Raw genomic sequence first — 14,453 nt, forward strand, 5'->3', positions numbered from 1 at the left:
AGGTCCATATGATCTGCGGTAAAGCGCCACACGCCGGGCATCTGCCCTCCGGCCACCCGGCTGCGTCCGAGGGCGTCCCCCATTCGCGGTAACGTGAGGCGCGATACTGCAGTCTCCCGGCGGGCGCTGCCGTCGCTGGCGGCTCCGCCACGGGCCGTACCCCCGAGGAACCATGCCGCAGCAGCAGCCCCCGGCCGTCTCCGTGATCATGCCGGTGCTCAATGAGGAACGTCACCTGCGCAATTCGGTCCGGCACATCCTGGAGCAGGAGTACGCCGGCGAGATGGAGGTGGTGATCGCCCTCGGCCCGTCCACGGACCGTACGGACGAGATCGCCGCCGAGCTGGTGGCCGAGGACGCCCGGGTGCACACCGTGCCGAACCCGACGGGCCGCACCCCCGCCGCGCTCAATGCCGCGATCAAGGCCTCCCGGCACCCCGTCGTCGTTCGCGTCGACGGCCACGGCATGCTCTCCCCCGACTACATCGCCACCGCGGTGCGCCTGCTGGAGGAGACCGGCGCGGTGAACGTCGGCGGCATCATGCACGCCGAGGGCGAGAACGCCTGGGAGGACGCGGTCGCCGCCGCGATGACCTCCAAGATCGGCGTGGGCAACGCCGCCTTCCACACCGGTGGCCAGGCGGGCCCCGCCGAGACGGTCTACCTGGGCGTCTTCCGCCGCGAGGCCCTGGAGCAGCAGGGCGGCTACAACGAGGAGTTCATCCGCGCCCAGGACTGGGAGCTGAACTTCCGCCTCCGCGAGGCCGGCGGCCAGATCTGGTTCTCACCGGAGCTGAAGGTCCAGTACCGCCCCCGCCCGAGCATCAAGGCGCTGGCCAAGCAGTACAAGGACTACGGCAAGTGGCGTCACGTCGTCGCCCGCTACCACGCCGGCTCGATCAACCTCCGCTACCTCGCCCCGCCGACCGCGGTCGGCGCGATCGCCGCGGGCCTGGTGGTCGGTGCCGCCGTCACCCCCTGGGGCTTCGTCGTCCCGGCCGGCTACCTCGCCGCCATCACCGCGGGCTCCGTCCCCGCCGGCAAGGGACTCCCGCTCAAGGCCCGCGCCCAGATCCCGGTCGCCCTGGCCACCATGCACATGTCCTGGGGCCTGGGCTTCCTGACCAGCCCGCGCTCCCTCGCCAAGAAGGTCATCGCCAGCCGGCGCCCGGCGGTGCCGGCCGCGGCGGAGTAGCGGTCCCCGTTCCACGTCGGAGCCCGCCCACCCCGTTCGGGGTGGGCGGGCTCCGACGCGCTTGGGCGGGCACTAGAACGTGTACTGCGGATTCACCTTCATACAGCCCTTGGATTCGCCGTTGAGGGCGTCCGCGCTGGCCGGGGCCTTGTCGGCGGGCTTGTCGTTGCCGGGCTTCTTCGGGTAGGCCGAGCCGGTGCGCCAGTCGTTGCCGACCACCAGGCGCATGCCGGTGGCCGAACTGGACTCCCGCACCGCGCTCCTGGGCAGGCCGAGCGCCTTGGCGAGGGCCAGGGCGTCGCCGCGCTGGGCCTTGTCGTGGTACGTCAGGGTGGTGTCCGCCTGGCCGATGAGCTGGGAGTCGGTGGAGGCCGCGGCGTAGCCGAGGCTCGCCAGCTGCTGTTGGACCGCCCCGGCCCGGCCGGACGACGGGCCGCTCACCGTGCTGCCGGTGCCGTTCTGCACCACGACCTTCAGCTGGTCCTTGGGCGTCGACGGCTTGGGATCGGAGGCGGGCTTCTTCGTCTTGTCCTTGCCGTCCAGCCCGGTGTCGTTGCGCAGCATGGCGAAGGTCGCGTCCGCGTCGCCCGGCTTGGGCAGGACGTACCGCTCGCCCGGGCCGTACACCCAGGGCATGGTGACCATCGTGATGCGCTTGGTCGGCACCCGGCTGAGGTCGCCGCCCAGGTCGTAGAGCTTCTTGACGGTGTCCAGGCCGTCGTCGACGGTCAGGGCCTTGGTCGCGGCCTCCGCGAGGTCGCGCAGCTGGCCCGGGTCGGAGAGCTTGGTGCCCTGCTTCAGCTGACGGACCATCGAGTTCATGTACATGTGCTGGGCCCTGGCCCGGCCGATGTCGGTGTTGTCCTCGAAGCCGTAGCGGGTGCGCAGCCACTGGAGGGCCTGGACGCCCTTGACCGGGTGGGTGCCCGCGGTGAGCCGCAGCCCGCTGCCGTGGCCCCTGCTGTCGTGCGAGTAGATGTTGTGGTCGACGCAGACCGGGACGCCGCCGATGGCGTCCGCCATGGACACCACGCCGGAGAAGTCGACCATCATGAAGTGGTCGATGTAGACGCCGGTCAGCTCCTGCCAGGTGGCGAGCGTGCAGCCCGGACCGCCGTGCTGGAGGGACTCGTTGATGGGCGCGGTGGTCTGCGGATAGACCGTGTGGTCCTTCGGGTCGGTGCACTGCGGGATCGTCACCCGGGTGTCCCGGGGGATGGAGATCACCGACATGTTGCTGCGGTCGGCGGAGACGTGCACCAGCATCTGGACGTCGGCCAGCGGCTTGCGGTCCGCGTCCTGCCGGGCGCCGCCGAGCTCGATGTTCTTCGCGCTGTTCCGGCCGTCCGAGCCCAGCAGCAGGATGTTCAGCGGGCTCTGGCCGAAGGCGTTGGGGTCGGGCTTCTTCAGGCCCCCGCCGCCCAGGGACCGCGGGGCCTTGCGGAGGTTGGCGTTGAGGTGCTCGTAGTACCAGTAGCCGGCGCCGGCCGTGCCCACTATCAGGACGGCGAGGCCGATCGCGGTCCAGCGCAGCGCCTTGCGGCCCTTGCTCCCTTTGCCGGCCTTGCCCCCCTTGTCGGCGTTACCGGCGTTACCGGCGCTATCGGTGTCGTCGGCCTTGCGGCGACGCGTCCGTCCGTCCGTGCGGTGCCCGTCGCCCTCGGCGGGCACCGCCTCGTCGCTGCCGGGCGCCTCGCCGCCTTCGGGCGGCGTCCAGCCGGGGGCGTCCGGCGGCAGCCCCTTGTCCTCGTAGAGGCTGTCGTCCCAGCCCAGTTGCTGTGCGTCCGGCCGGCGCCGCCGTCCCGGTCTGTCGCCACGCACACTGCTCTGCCGCATGTGGGCCCTCTCCCCGTTCAGTCAGCCGTAGGTGGTGTGCCCGGCGCCCTGGCGGCCGGCCGGACCCTGCTCAGGTCACTTCGCGCACACGTTCTTGTCATCCGCATTGACGTTCTGGACACCGTCCGGGGTTTCGGTCGGCGCCGCGATCGGTGTACCCGGTGCCGTGAAGTCCTTGCCGAGGGTGAGCTTCATCGGTACGCGGTCGCCGGCGTCCTGCGAGGACTCCTTGAGGGCACTCTTGGGCAGGCCCATCCAGTCGGCCAGGGTGGCGGCCTGGTCGGCCTGGTTGGGGGCGTATTCGAGGCGGGTGGCGGCCAGCTTCGCGGGGGCGTTGCCGGCGTTGGTGGAGAGCCGGGCGCCCTTCATGTTCTGGAGCCAGTCCACGGTCTCCTGCGCCGAGCCGATCGGCCCGCCGCCGTTGGTGACGTCGACCCGTACGAGCTCCGGCGGGGCCTTCTTGACCGACCCGGAGCCCTTCTTGTGCTTCTTGCCCTTGGCCAGGGCGTGGTCGGCGCGCACCATCGCGAACAGCGGTTCCGCCTTGGCCTTGTCCAGGATGACGGTGGCCGCGTCGTTGGGGTTGTCCAGCACCGGCACCGTGGCGAAGGTGACCTTGTCGATGTTGACCTTCTTGAGGTCGGTACCGAAGTCCAGCAGCTTCTTCGCGGTGCCGATGCCGGTGTCGACGGTGAGCGCCTTGGTGGCGGCCTGGCTGACGTCGTAGAGCTTGCCGGGGCTGGAGAACGCGTCGGACTTCAGCTTGCGGATCAGCGAGCTGAGGAACTGCTGCTGCATCTTGATCCGGTCCAGGTCGCTGCCGAACCCGATGGCGTGCCGGGTGCGCACGAAGGCCAGCGCCTGCTCGCCCTGGACGACGTGCCGGCCGGCCTTCAGGTGCAGGTGCGACTTGGGGTCGTTGATGTCCTTGGCGGCGCAGACCTCGACGCCGTCCACCGCGGTGGACAGCTCCTTGACCGCGTTGAAGTCGGCCATCATGAAGTGGTCGATCTTCAGCCCGGTGAGCTTCTCGACGGTGCGCCAGGTGCAGCCGGGGTCCCGACCCTCCTGGCCCAGGCTGGTGTTGAAGCGCACCCCGTGCTCACCGGGGATGACCTTCTTCGAGCCGTCCTTCTGCGCCGTCGGGCAGTTCGGGATGTCGGTGATCAGGTCGCGCGGGATGCTCAGTGCGGTGGCGTTCGACCGGTCCTTGGAGATGTGCATCAGGATCGTGGTGTCCGCGTGCCCGACGCTGCCGGCGTCGCCGTAGCCGGAGTTGCCCTTGCCGGAGCGGGCGTCCGTCCCGATGATCAGCAGGTTGACCGGGCCGTCGGACACCGCGTCGTTCTCCACGCCGACGTCGACCTTGGAGATGTTGCCGTTCAGCTGCTGGTAGAGGTAGAACGCCCCGCCGCAGCCGGCGACCAGGACGAAGCCCAGCACCCCGGCCGTCCAGTACAGCGCCTTCTTCTTGCCGGACTTCTTCGGCTTGGGCTTGCGGCGGCTGCTCGAACCCGCGGCCGACGGGGACGCCGTCGCGGTGCGGTTCGCGGCCGCCCGGCGCGCCGCCCGGCCGCCGGTGGGGCGCTCGCCCGCGCCGGTGGGGTCCTCGTCGGCCCGCTCGGCCCGGCGTCCGCGCTGGACCGGCAGCGGACGGGTGTCGGTGTCACCGACCTCACCACCCGGCTTACGGCCGCGTCTGGAACCGGGCGCCCTGCGCTCGGAGGGCCGAGCGGGGGGCTGCCCCGCAGGGTCGAGCCGCAGCTCGTAGTTGCCGGTGTCCGGATCGAACACCCACTGATCGGCGGGATCGACGTTGTTGTCGCCCGCCCGCCCACGGCCTTGCGCGTCCACGGTGCCTTGAGTCCTCCGTCGGTGCCACGCGGCGCCATCCCCTCAAGGCGCTCGGTAGGTCGATCTGCAGTGCATGGTCAATGGTGCATGGTCATCGGTCAGCCAAACGTGCGGACCGGGTCGCTCACACTATCCGCCCAGTTCAGCGCCCCGCGACGCCCGTGACAAATTCCACTTCCCTACAACTGGGCAATCCGCCCAATCCATTCGAGTAGCCACGCGTACTTTGCGGCATCTTTATTCACAGATCCTGCGTTCCGCCGTCGTCCCGGGAAAGGTCGGGCCGGAACTCGCCGCCGGCGACGGTGATCCTTCCGGAACGCCGCGCGGGGCGCTGCCGGCCGATCTGCCGCCGGTGCGGGCCGGCTCCTCCCCGGCGTCGTGCGGTGGCCCCACCGCCACCGGAAGATCCCTGCGCAACCGCCCGAAGAGCCGGTCGGCGTCCGGCTGTACGAGCTCATCGCGATTGGGATCGTAGCGGTACTCCCGGCGCGGCACGGTGAGGAACTGGGTCCGGTCGGCGGGAATGCGGCGCGTACTGCGAACCAATTCGTACAGCCCTCTCAGTGAGGCGAGGTCGGCATCCGTCGTCAGCGAACTCGTCGCGGCATCCAGGACCGGATACAGCCGGGTCGGATTGAGCAGGACACCATTACTCTGCACTTTCTTCACCAGAGCACCAAGAAAACGTTGTTGCCTGTCCATGCGCTGCGTGTCGCTGCCGTTGCCCAGGCCCTTCCGTGCCCGCACGTACGCCAGGGCGGCCTCCCCGTCCAGCGTCTGCCGGCCCGCGGGGAGCGTCAGGTGCGCGGAGGCGTCGTGCACCGCCTGCGGCAGGCAGATCTCCACACCGTCCACCGCGTCCACCATCTTCGTGAAGCCCACGAAATCGATGATCATGTAGTGCTCGATGCGGATGCCGGTCATCCGCTCGACGGTACGGATCGAGCAGGCCGCCCCGCCGAAGGCGAACGCCCAGTTGAACTGGGCCGTCTGGGGCTCGGTCTCCCTGCCGTCGGAGCGCAGGCAGTGCGGCACCCGCACCATCAGGTCGCGCGGGATGCTGACCGCGGTGGCGCTCTTCCGGTCCGCCGCCAGGTGCAGCAGCAGCGTGGTGTCCGAACGCTGGCCGCCGCCGCGGCCGTATCTGCGGTTGCCGCCGCTACGGCTGTCGGAGCCGATCAGCAGCAGGTTCTCGGCGTTCGGCGGGCCCGCCGGCGGCCGTTCGGACTCCCATTTGTGCAGCTCCTGGTCGGCGCTGCGGTCGGTGCGGATGTTGCCGTCGAGCTTGGCGTACACCGCCCAGCCGGCGCCGGCCCCGGCCAGCAGCGCGCCGGCCGCCCCGAAGGCCGCCCGGCGCCGCCAGCGCCCCCGGCGCGGCGCCCCCGGCCGGCCCGCCCCCGGCCCCCCGGCGGGGCGTTCGGCCCAGCCGGCGAACCTGGCGGGCTCGGGGGTGTCGGTCACCTGTGCGTCCATCCCTCACGGAGTCGGCGTCGTGCCCGTACGCGGGGTCGGACGGAACGGAAGATCCGACCGACCCGCGCAGAACAGCACGTATCCCAAGAGCATGGAACGAAACGGGCGGACCGGCCCGCCGGCAACGCCTCCGGCTCCCCCGCCCGGCGGACCACGACCGCCGGGCCCACCCCGGGACGGGGCGCCGGCTCAGGTCGCCGACGGCGCCGTGAACGTGATCTTCTCGCTGGCCTCGCGGTCGGCGGCGGCCTCGGCGCCCAGCCGCTCCGCGTGCCGGCAGAGCACCACCGAGCCGCCGGTCGCCAGCGGCGCGTACAGCCCGTACGACAGGCCCCGCCAGGTGTCGTACGACAGCCCCGACAACACCCGCGGCGCCTCGGGCATCCCGGCCGCGGCCGCGTCCGCCCGCGCGCGGGCCCCGACCCCGCTGCCGGTCAGCTCCTCACCGCCGACGACCAGCGCCACCGCGTCCGGGTCCACCGGAGCGTACGGGGCGAACCGGTCGCCCTGGCCCGGGACCTCCACGGCGTAGTCCGCGAACCCCTCCGGCGGCGCGGGGAACCGGCCGCCCAACGGGCGCAGCGCCAGTGCCACCCGCTCCCCGGAGCACGCCCGCGCCGCGTCCAGCCGGTCGGGCCCCGCCACGACGAGGTCGGCGGCGGCCGGATCGCCGTCCACCTCCGCGACCACGCCCACCGCAGAGCAGGCCAGCAGCCAGACGGCGGTCTGCCAGTGCGCGGGCAGCAGCAGGGCCAGCCGGTCGCCGGGCTCGGCGGCCAGATCGCCCTGGAGGTAGTTGGCGGTCTTGGCCACCCAATTGGCGAAGGTGGCGACGGACAGTTCCACGCGTTCGCCGGTGGCGTCGTCGTAGAAGGTCACCAGCGGGCGGGCCGGGTCCGCGGCGAGCGCGGAACTCAGCAGGTCGGCGGGGGTGCGGTCGGTGGCGTTCATCGCGGCAAGGGTACGCGGGGCGGCGGCTGACGGTGGGTCGGGCGCGACCCGCCCGGGACACCGGATCGGCCGATGCCCCGTCAGGCCACCGTTGGCGTGTTGCCTCCGGCCGTGTTCACGATGCTGTACATGCGTCCCTTCCTCGCGAGCTGCCTCGGCGCGGCGTGCACCGCCGCCATCGCCCTGCCCGTCGCGCCGGACGCCGGCGCCGGCGCCGCCCGCCCGCCGGCACCGGCCGCGGTGCGCTCCGGCAACCTGCCGGGCAGTACCCAGTCCCTGCCGGTCGCGCCCCTCGGCGCGCCCGCCGCCCCGCGCACCAGTGACCGCGACACCCCGCCCGCGCCCGCCCAGCAGACGCTCGGTCTACCGGCCCGCACCGTACGGCCGTTCTCGCTGCTGGGGGTCGTCTGGGACGACGCCGACGCCCAGTTGCAGGGCCGGGTCCAGGTCCGTACCCGTGCCACCGGCAGTGGCGCCTGGTCCGGCTGGCAGGACGTCCAGGTCCACAACGACGACGCCCCCGACCTCGGCGCCGCCGAGCGCCGCGGCGCCGACGTACGCGGCAGCACCGCGCCCCTGTGGGTCGGCGACTCCGACGCCGTCCAACTGCGCATCACCCCCGACACCCACCACCGCGCACCGGCCGCCGTCCCCGGCGGGCTGCGGCTGGAGCTCGTCGATCCCGGCGGCCGCCCGGCCACCGACCGTGGCGCGCACGCCGACCCGCCGGCCCCTGCCCCGCTCGGCCCCGAGGCCACCGCGGCCTCCGCCGTCAACAGCCCGCTCGCCCCGCTCGGCGCCACCGAGATCCCCGCCCTCGACCGGGCCGAATCCCAGGCCGACCTCGCCGCCGTCGGCGGCCCGCACCCGGCGCACACGTTCGTCGGCTCGCGCCCACGGATCGTCACCCGGGCCGGCTGGGGCGCCGACGAGCGGTTGCGCGAGAAGTCCTTCCTCTACAACAAGACCGTGCGGGCCGCGTTCGTCCACCACAGCGGGTCGGGCAACAACTACAGCTGCGCACAGTCCCCTTTGCTGATCCGCGCGATGTACCGCTTCCACGTCAAGAGCAACCACTGGCGGGACATCGGCTACAACTTCCTCGTCGACAAGTGCGGCACGGTCTACGAAGGCCGCGCCGGCGGCGTCGCCAAGCCCGTCATGGGCGCCCACACCCTCGGCTTCAACTCCGAGAGCACCGGCGTCGCCGTCCTCGGCACCTTCACCGGAGCCGAACCGCCCAGGCCCGCCATCAACGCCGTCGCCCGTCTGACGGCCTGGAAGCTCGGCCTGTACGGCGTCGACCCGCGCGCCGTCGTCCAACTGCTGTCCAGCGGCAGCAACCGCTTCCCCAAGGGCGCCAGGGTCGCGATGCACACCCTCTCCGGCCACCGCGACGGCTTCACCACCGACTGCCCCGGCATCCACCTCTACAGCAAGCTCGCCGCCACCCGGCTCAGCGCCGCACAACTCCAGGGCCGCTGACCCGGTTCTTCCCCCGCCGTACGGGAGATGGGGGTTTGCGCGGGTCTGCCGCGGTACAGGTTGCAGTCACCACAGCCACCACCGGACACCACCAGCCACCACTGAACCGTTCCTTCCGCCGGCACGTCTTAGCGACCACGACGTCCGCGCCACCCGGCCCCGCGGCGTCCCACCGGAGCCGATCGAACGACCGTCTGCCTACACTGGTCCGCCGATCGGCCGACCCCAGCAGGAAGCAGGACAGAGGACACAGTGACTGAAGCGATCCTCCTGGTCGGCGGCAAGGGCACCCGACTGCGCCCGCTGACGGTGCACACGCCCAAGCCGATGGTCCCGGCGGCCGGTGTGCCGTTCCTCACCCATCAGCTGGCCCGCGCCCGGGCCGCCGGCGTCGAGCACATCGTCCTCGCCACCTCCTACCTCGCCGAGGTCTTCGAGCCGTACTTCGGCGACGGTTCGGCGCTCGGCCTGCACCTGGAGTACGTCACCGAGGTGGAGCCGCTGGGCACCGGCGGCGCCATCCGCAACGTCGCCGAGCGGCTGCACTCCGCCCCCGGCGACCCAGTGCTGATCTTCAACGGCGACATCCTCACCGGCCTGGACATCCCGGCCCTGGTCGACACCCACCGCACCTCCGGCGCCGACGTCTCCCTGCACCTCACCCGGGTCGAGGACCCGCGCGCCTTCGGCCTGGTGCCCACCGACGACACCGGCCGGGTCACCGCCTTCCTGGAGAAGCCGCAGACCCCCGAGGAGATCGTCACCGACCAGATCAACGCCGGCGCGTACGTCTTCAACCGGTCGGTCATCGACACGATCCCGGCCGGCCGCCCGGTCTCCGTCGAACGCGAGACCTTCCCCGGACTGCTCGCCGACGGCGCCCACCTCCAGGGCATGGTCGACTCCACCTACTGGCTCGACCTCGGCACCCCGCAGGCCTTCGTCCGCGGCTCCGCCGACCTGGTCCTGGGCCGCGCGCCGTCCCCGGCCGTCCCCGGCCGCTGCGGCGACCGCCTGGTCCTGGAGACCGCCGAGGTCGCCCCGGACGCCAAGCTCAGCGGCGGCACCGTGGTCGGCCCGCGCACCGTGATCGGCGCCGGCGCCCGGATCGACGGCAGCGCCGTCCTCGACGGCGCGGTCGTCGAGGAGGGCGCCCGGATCCGCGACTCGCTGATCGGCGCCGGGGCCCGCATCGGGGCCCGCACGGTCCTGGACGGGGCGGTCATCGGCGACGGCGCCCGGATCGGCGCGGACAACGAGCTGCGCGGCGGCATCCGCATCTGGTGCGAGGCCGACATCCCGGCCGGGTCGGTCCGCTTCTCCTCCGACCAGTAACCCGAACGCCATCGCCTAACCTGGCCGCATGCCCGCCCGCACCTGGGTCCCGCCCGGCCCGTACGACCTCCACCGCACGCTGTGCGTGTTGCAGCGCGGCCCGGGCGACCCGGCGTTCGCGGTGCGCGGCGGCGAGGTGTGGCGCTCCTGCCGTACGCCCCAGGGCCCCGGCACGCTCCGCCTGGCGGCCCGTCCGGACACCGGCCGGGTCGACGCCGAGGCCTGGGGCCCGGGCGCCGACTGGTTGCTGGAGCAGCTTCCCGACCTGCTGGGGGAGTCCGACGACCCCGCGCAGCTCACCGCCCGGCACCGCATCGTCCACGACGCGCGCCGCCGCCACCCCGGCGTACGGCTCGCCCGGACCGGTCTGGTCCTGGAGTCGCTGATCCCCGCGGTCCTGGAGCAGAAGGTCACCAGCGACGAGGCCTACCGCGCCTGGCGGCTCCTCCTGCAACGGCACGGCGAGCCCGCCCCCGGCCCCTGGGAGCGGATGCGGGTGATGCCGGAGCCGCGCGGCTGGGCGCTGATCCCCTCCTGGGAGTGGCACCGCGCCGGCGTGGACGCCAAACGCTCCGACACCGTCCTGCGCGCGGTACGGGTCGCCCGCCGGATGGAGGAGGCCGCACGGATGGACCTCGCCGACGCCACCCGCCGGCTCACGGCGATCCCCGGCATCGGCCCGTGGACCGCCGCCGAGACCCTGCAACGCACCCTCGGCGCCCCCGACGCGATCACCATCGGCGACCTCCACCTGCCGAAGATCATCGGCTACGCCCTCACCGGCCGCCGCGGCACCACCGACGCGCAGATGCTCGAACTCCTTGCGCCCTACGCGGGCCAGCGGCACCGCGCCGCCCGACTGATCCTACTGTCGGGCATCACCCCGCCACGGCGGGCGCCCCGCTTCCCGGTCGGGGACATCGCCCGCCTCTGACCCGGCCGCGCGGACCGTCGTCAGCGCACGACGACGAAGTCACCGGCCGCGCGCGGCGCCCGCTCCGTCGGCGCCTGTGCCGGGCGCCCGATGGCGACCGCCCCCATCGGCTCCCACGCGTCGGGCAGCTCCAGGACGTCCCGTACGACGTCCCGGCAGAACATCGTCGAGGAGATCCACGCCGAGCCGAGCCGCTCGCCGGCCAGCGCGACCAGGAAGTTCTGGATGCCGGCACCGTGGGCGACCACGAACATCTCCCGTTCCGCCGCGCTGCGCCGGGCGTCCGGATAGTCGTGCGCGCCGTCCGTCACCATGCACGGCACGGCCAGGTACGGGGCGTTCCGCAGCACCTCGCCGCGCCGCACCCGCCGGGCGATGGCCTCCTCCGACGTCCCGTCGCCGCGCAGGTCCGCGATCCAGGCGTCCCGCATGGCGTCCAGGAGCCGCGTCCGGGACTCCGCCGACTCCAGCAGGACGAACCGCCACGGCGCGGTGTGGTGCGGCGCCGGGGCGGTGAGCGCCGCCGCCACCGCGCGCCGGACCGCGCCCGGGTCGACCGGGTCGTCCCTGAAGGCGCGCACCGTCCGCCGCAGCGTCACCGCCTCCCGCACGGCCTCCGAGGTGCCCAGCCGGAACATGTCGTCCTCGGGGGACCGCACCAGGGCGTGCGCCCCGTCGTCCTCGCCCGCCTCCTCGACGACGTGCGGCAGCCCGCGCACCACCGCGACCGGCAGCCCGGTCGCCTTGCCCTTCACCAGGTCGCCGGCCGCGGTCAGTTCGTCCGCGGTGGCCACCACGGTCGCGCTGAGCGGATTGCCGTACGCGTCCGTGCCGCCGCGCAGATCGTCCAGCACCCGCACCCCGGCCGCCCCGATGGCGACGTCGGTGACCCCGCCGCGCCACGGCCGCCCGAACGTGTCGCTGATGACGATCCCGACGTCGACGCCGAGCGCGGAGCGCAGCCCGGCGCGCAGGGCACGGGCCGAGGCGTCCGGGTCCTCGGGCAGCAACAGCACAGTGCCGGCCGGGGTGTTGGAGGCATCCACCCCGGCCGCCGCCATCACCAGGCCCTGTCGGTTCTGGACGATCCGCAGCGTGCCGCGGCGGGCCACCACCCGCACCGTCTCCTGGTCGATCGCCGCCTCCCGGTCGACGGCCTCGACCACCCGGCCCTCGGCCTTGCTCACGATCTTCGAGGTCACCACCAGCACGTCGCCGTCGAGGAGTTGGGGCACCCCGTCGGCGGTCGCCGCGGCGGCGATCAGCTTGGCCAGGTCGTCGCCGGGCGTCACCTCGGGGATCCCCGGCAGCGCCCAGACCCGGTAGCCGGGCGGGTGCCCGTCCGTGGTTCGCTCGTTCATGCCGCCCGGACCTCCTCGGCCAGCGCCAGTGCCTCGCGCGCCATCGCGGTGGTGGCCTCCAGGTCCGTCATCATCAGCGGAACCGCCCGGCAGCGGATGCCGGCCGCCTCGACCTCCGGCACCCGGCCCGCGTCGACGGTGTCGACCAGCCAGCCGTCCAGCAGCCCCGCACCGCCCTCCGGCCGCCGCGCCGCGCCGTAGTGGGCGGCCACCGCCGAGGCCGTGGCCTGAACCCCGACCGCGGCCAGCACCTTGTCGGCCATGCCGCGCACCGGTGCGTCACCGACGATCGGGGAGAGGCCCACGACCGGCGCCCCGGCCGCCGCGATCGCCTCGCGGATCCCGGGCACGGCGAGGATGGTGCCGACGCTGACGACGGGGTTGGACGGTGGGAAGAGGATCACGTCGGCAGCCGCGACGGCCTCCAGGACGCCGGGTGCGGGCTTGGCCTGGTCGGCGCCGACCGGAACCACGGCCTCGGCGTCCACCGAGGCGCGCAACCGCACCCAGTACTCCTGGAAGTGCACGGCGCGCCGCTCGCCGTCCTCCTCGATGGCGACATGGGTCTCGACCCGGTCGTCGGTCATCGGGATCAGCCGGACGCCCGGCTGCCAGCGGTCGCACAGCGCCTCGGTCACCGCGCTGAGCGGGTATCCGGCGCCGAGCATCTGCGTACGGACGATGTGCGTGGCGAAGTCCCGGTCGCCGAGCCCGAACCACTCGGGGCCGACGCCGTAGGAGGCCAGCTCCTCCTTCACCCGGAAGGTCTCGTCGGCCCGGCCCCAGCCCTGTTCCTCGTTGATGCCGCCGCCGAGCGTGTACATCACGGTGTCGAGGTCGGGACACACCTTGAGTCCGAACAGATGGATGTCGTCACCGGTGTTGCCGATGACGGTGATGTCCGCATCCGGAGCCGCTGCCTTCAGTCCCCGCAGGAAGCGGGCGCCGCCAATACCGCCGGCCAGAACCACGATTCGCATAAAAGACAGTGTGTCAGCCGGAGGCTGACTCCATGAGGGGTGGTGGTCGGGCGACGGGTGGGCAGTGTGTCAGCCGGAGGCTGACTCGATGAGGGGTGGGTGGCTCAGGGCGCCAGGACCTCCGGCGGGGTGGCCGTGGCGCCGGCGGTGGCGGCCTGGCTGGGGTGCATCGGCATGTCGGTCAGACCGGGGAAGTAGACGTGCAGGCTGACCGCGGGCTTGAGGGAGTCGTTGACGACCTCATGGACGTATCCGGGGGCGAACACCCGCTGGGCGCCGGCCGTGAGCGCGCGGGGGCCACTCGCGCCGTGTTCGGTCAACTCGCCCTCCAGGACGGTCAGTACGCCGGAGGACTCCCCGTGGTCGTGCCGGCCGCTGCCCTGGCCGGGCACCCAGCTCAGCAGCCACACCTCGTAGCCGGGGCCGGTGCGCAGCCGGTGGTACCAGCGGGTGGTGGCGTCGTACTGGACGAGCGAGGCCCAGGAGGCGCGGTCGGCGGCGATCGAGCGGGCCAGCCCCACGAAGCCGGCGACGGTGTGCGGGTGGGCCGGGACGGGCGGCAGCAGGTGGGGGATGGCGAGGGGGTCGCCGGCGATCTGGACGTCGCTGTTCATCGGTTTCGTTCCTCGGCGGAAGTGCTGGGGTGACGCGCTGGGGACACCGCCCAGCGGTGCTGGGGGAGGGGCGACACGGTGCGGGCTCTCCCTGTGGGGGGCGCGGCACAGCGGTCGCCTTGCAGAGGCTCTGCGGGGTGGTGCGAGCGGAGAAGCTGGAGCTCAGTGGCTTCAACAGCTGGAACAGCGACAGCGAGCCTGCGCAGCGCAGAGCGACCCGTAGGCACGGGTCAGGCGGGGCGCGGGAGTCACTGGCATGCGGTCAAGGAGACCGGGTTCGCGGCGCGATGTCAACCGGATGTCTGGTTTGCCGTGAATCTTTCACCTCATCCGGTTACTCCGTCCGGAGAAAGGTTTGTGCAGTTGTGGGGGTGGAGAAATCGACGGGCAGCCGCGCCCCCAAACGCCATTGCGGTCCTGTGATCCACCTGT

The 14,453-nt window shown here is 72.9% G+C and carries 11 protein-coding genes; 4 read left to right on the plus strand and 7 right to left on the minus strand.

What is annotated here, in order from left to right; translation table 11 throughout:
- The first annotated feature begins 172 nt into the window (after nucleotides 1-172).
- Nucleotides 173-1,195, plus strand: coding sequence for a glycosyltransferase family 2 protein (locus AB0C96_RS19710; RefSeq protein WP_362918932.1), 1,023 nt, complete (start codon nucleotides 173-175; stop codon nucleotides 1,193-1,195).
- A 72-nt stretch (nucleotides 1,196-1,267) separates the two neighbouring features.
- Here AB0C96_RS19710 and AB0C96_RS19715 read toward each other — a convergent pair whose 3' ends face one another.
- From AB0C96_RS19715 to AB0C96_RS19730, 4 genes are all read right to left on the minus strand, one after another.
- A complete protein-coding gene (locus AB0C96_RS19715) occupies nucleotides 1,268-3,031 on the minus strand; it encodes an LCP family protein (RefSeq protein ID WP_362918933.1) in 1,764 nt (587 codons plus the stop codon).
- Between the two features lie 75 nt (nucleotides 3,032-3,106).
- Nucleotides 3,107-4,885 carry an LCP family protein gene (locus tag AB0C96_RS19720; RefSeq protein ID WP_362918934.1) on the minus strand — a complete coding sequence of 593 codons (1,779 nt, stop codon included), beginning with the start codon at nucleotides 4,883-4,885 and terminating at the stop codon, nucleotides 3,107-3,109.
- A gap of 237 nt (nucleotides 4,886-5,122) precedes the next feature.
- Nucleotides 5,123-6,349, minus strand: coding sequence for an LCP family protein (locus tag AB0C96_RS19725; RefSeq protein ID WP_362918935.1), 1,227 nt, complete (start codon nucleotides 6,347-6,349; stop codon nucleotides 5,123-5,125).
- A 201-nt stretch (nucleotides 6,350-6,550) separates the two neighbouring features.
- Nucleotides 6,551-7,312, minus strand: a complete 762-nt coding sequence (locus AB0C96_RS19730; RefSeq protein ID WP_362918936.1) for a TIGR03089 family protein — start codon at nucleotides 7,310-7,312, stop codon at nucleotides 6,551-6,553.
- A 129-nt stretch (nucleotides 7,313-7,441) separates the two neighbouring features.
- Between AB0C96_RS19730 and AB0C96_RS19735 the strand changes: the two genes are divergently transcribed.
- The 3 genes from AB0C96_RS19735 to AB0C96_RS19745 all read left to right on the plus strand — a co-directional run bounded on the left by AB0C96_RS19735 (nucleotide 7,442) and on the right by AB0C96_RS19745 (nucleotide 11,066).
- Nucleotides 7,442-8,797 carry a peptidoglycan recognition protein gene (locus AB0C96_RS19735; RefSeq protein WP_362918937.1) on the plus strand — a complete coding sequence of 452 codons (1,356 nt, stop codon included), beginning with the start codon at nucleotides 7,442-7,444 and terminating at the stop codon, nucleotides 8,795-8,797.
- Nucleotides 8,798-9,049: 252 nt separating this feature from the next.
- The gene (locus AB0C96_RS19740) at nucleotides 9,050-10,132 is read left to right on the plus strand and encodes an NDP-sugar synthase (protein WP_362918938.1); all 1,083 of its coding nucleotides are present in this window, start codon (nucleotides 9,050-9,052) and stop codon (nucleotides 10,130-10,132) included.
- Between the two features lie 28 nt (nucleotides 10,133-10,160).
- Nucleotides 10,161-11,066, plus strand: coding sequence for a DNA-3-methyladenine glycosylase 2 family protein (locus tag AB0C96_RS19745; protein ID WP_362918939.1), 906 nt, complete (start codon nucleotides 10,161-10,163; stop codon nucleotides 11,064-11,066).
- Nucleotides 11,067-11,086: 20 nt separating this feature from the next.
- Here AB0C96_RS19745 and AB0C96_RS19750 read toward each other — a convergent pair whose 3' ends face one another.
- From AB0C96_RS19750 to AB0C96_RS19760, 3 genes are all read right to left on the minus strand, one after another.
- Complete coding sequence (locus AB0C96_RS19750; protein WP_362918940.1) at nucleotides 11,087-12,427, minus strand: coenzyme F420-0:L-glutamate ligase; 1,341 nt, start codon at nucleotides 12,425-12,427, stop codon at nucleotides 11,087-11,089.
- A complete protein-coding gene (cofD, locus tag AB0C96_RS19755) occupies nucleotides 12,424-13,407 on the minus strand; it encodes a 2-phospho-L-lactate transferase (RefSeq protein ID WP_362918941.1) in 984 nt (327 codons plus the stop codon). Before cofD ends, AB0C96_RS19750 begins: the two co-directional genes overlap by 4 nt.
- Before the next feature lie 104 nt (nucleotides 13,408-13,511).
- The gene (locus tag AB0C96_RS19760) at nucleotides 13,512-14,021 is read right to left on the minus strand and encodes a cysteine dioxygenase family protein (RefSeq protein ID WP_362918942.1); all 510 of its coding nucleotides are present in this window, start codon (nucleotides 14,019-14,021) and stop codon (nucleotides 13,512-13,514) included.
- Nucleotides 14,022-14,453: the final 432 nt, after the last annotated feature.

This window comes from Streptomyces sp. NPDC048506 (assembly GCF_040651315.1).
GTDB lineage: Bacteria > Actinomycetota > Actinomycetes > Streptomycetales > Streptomycetaceae > Streptomyces.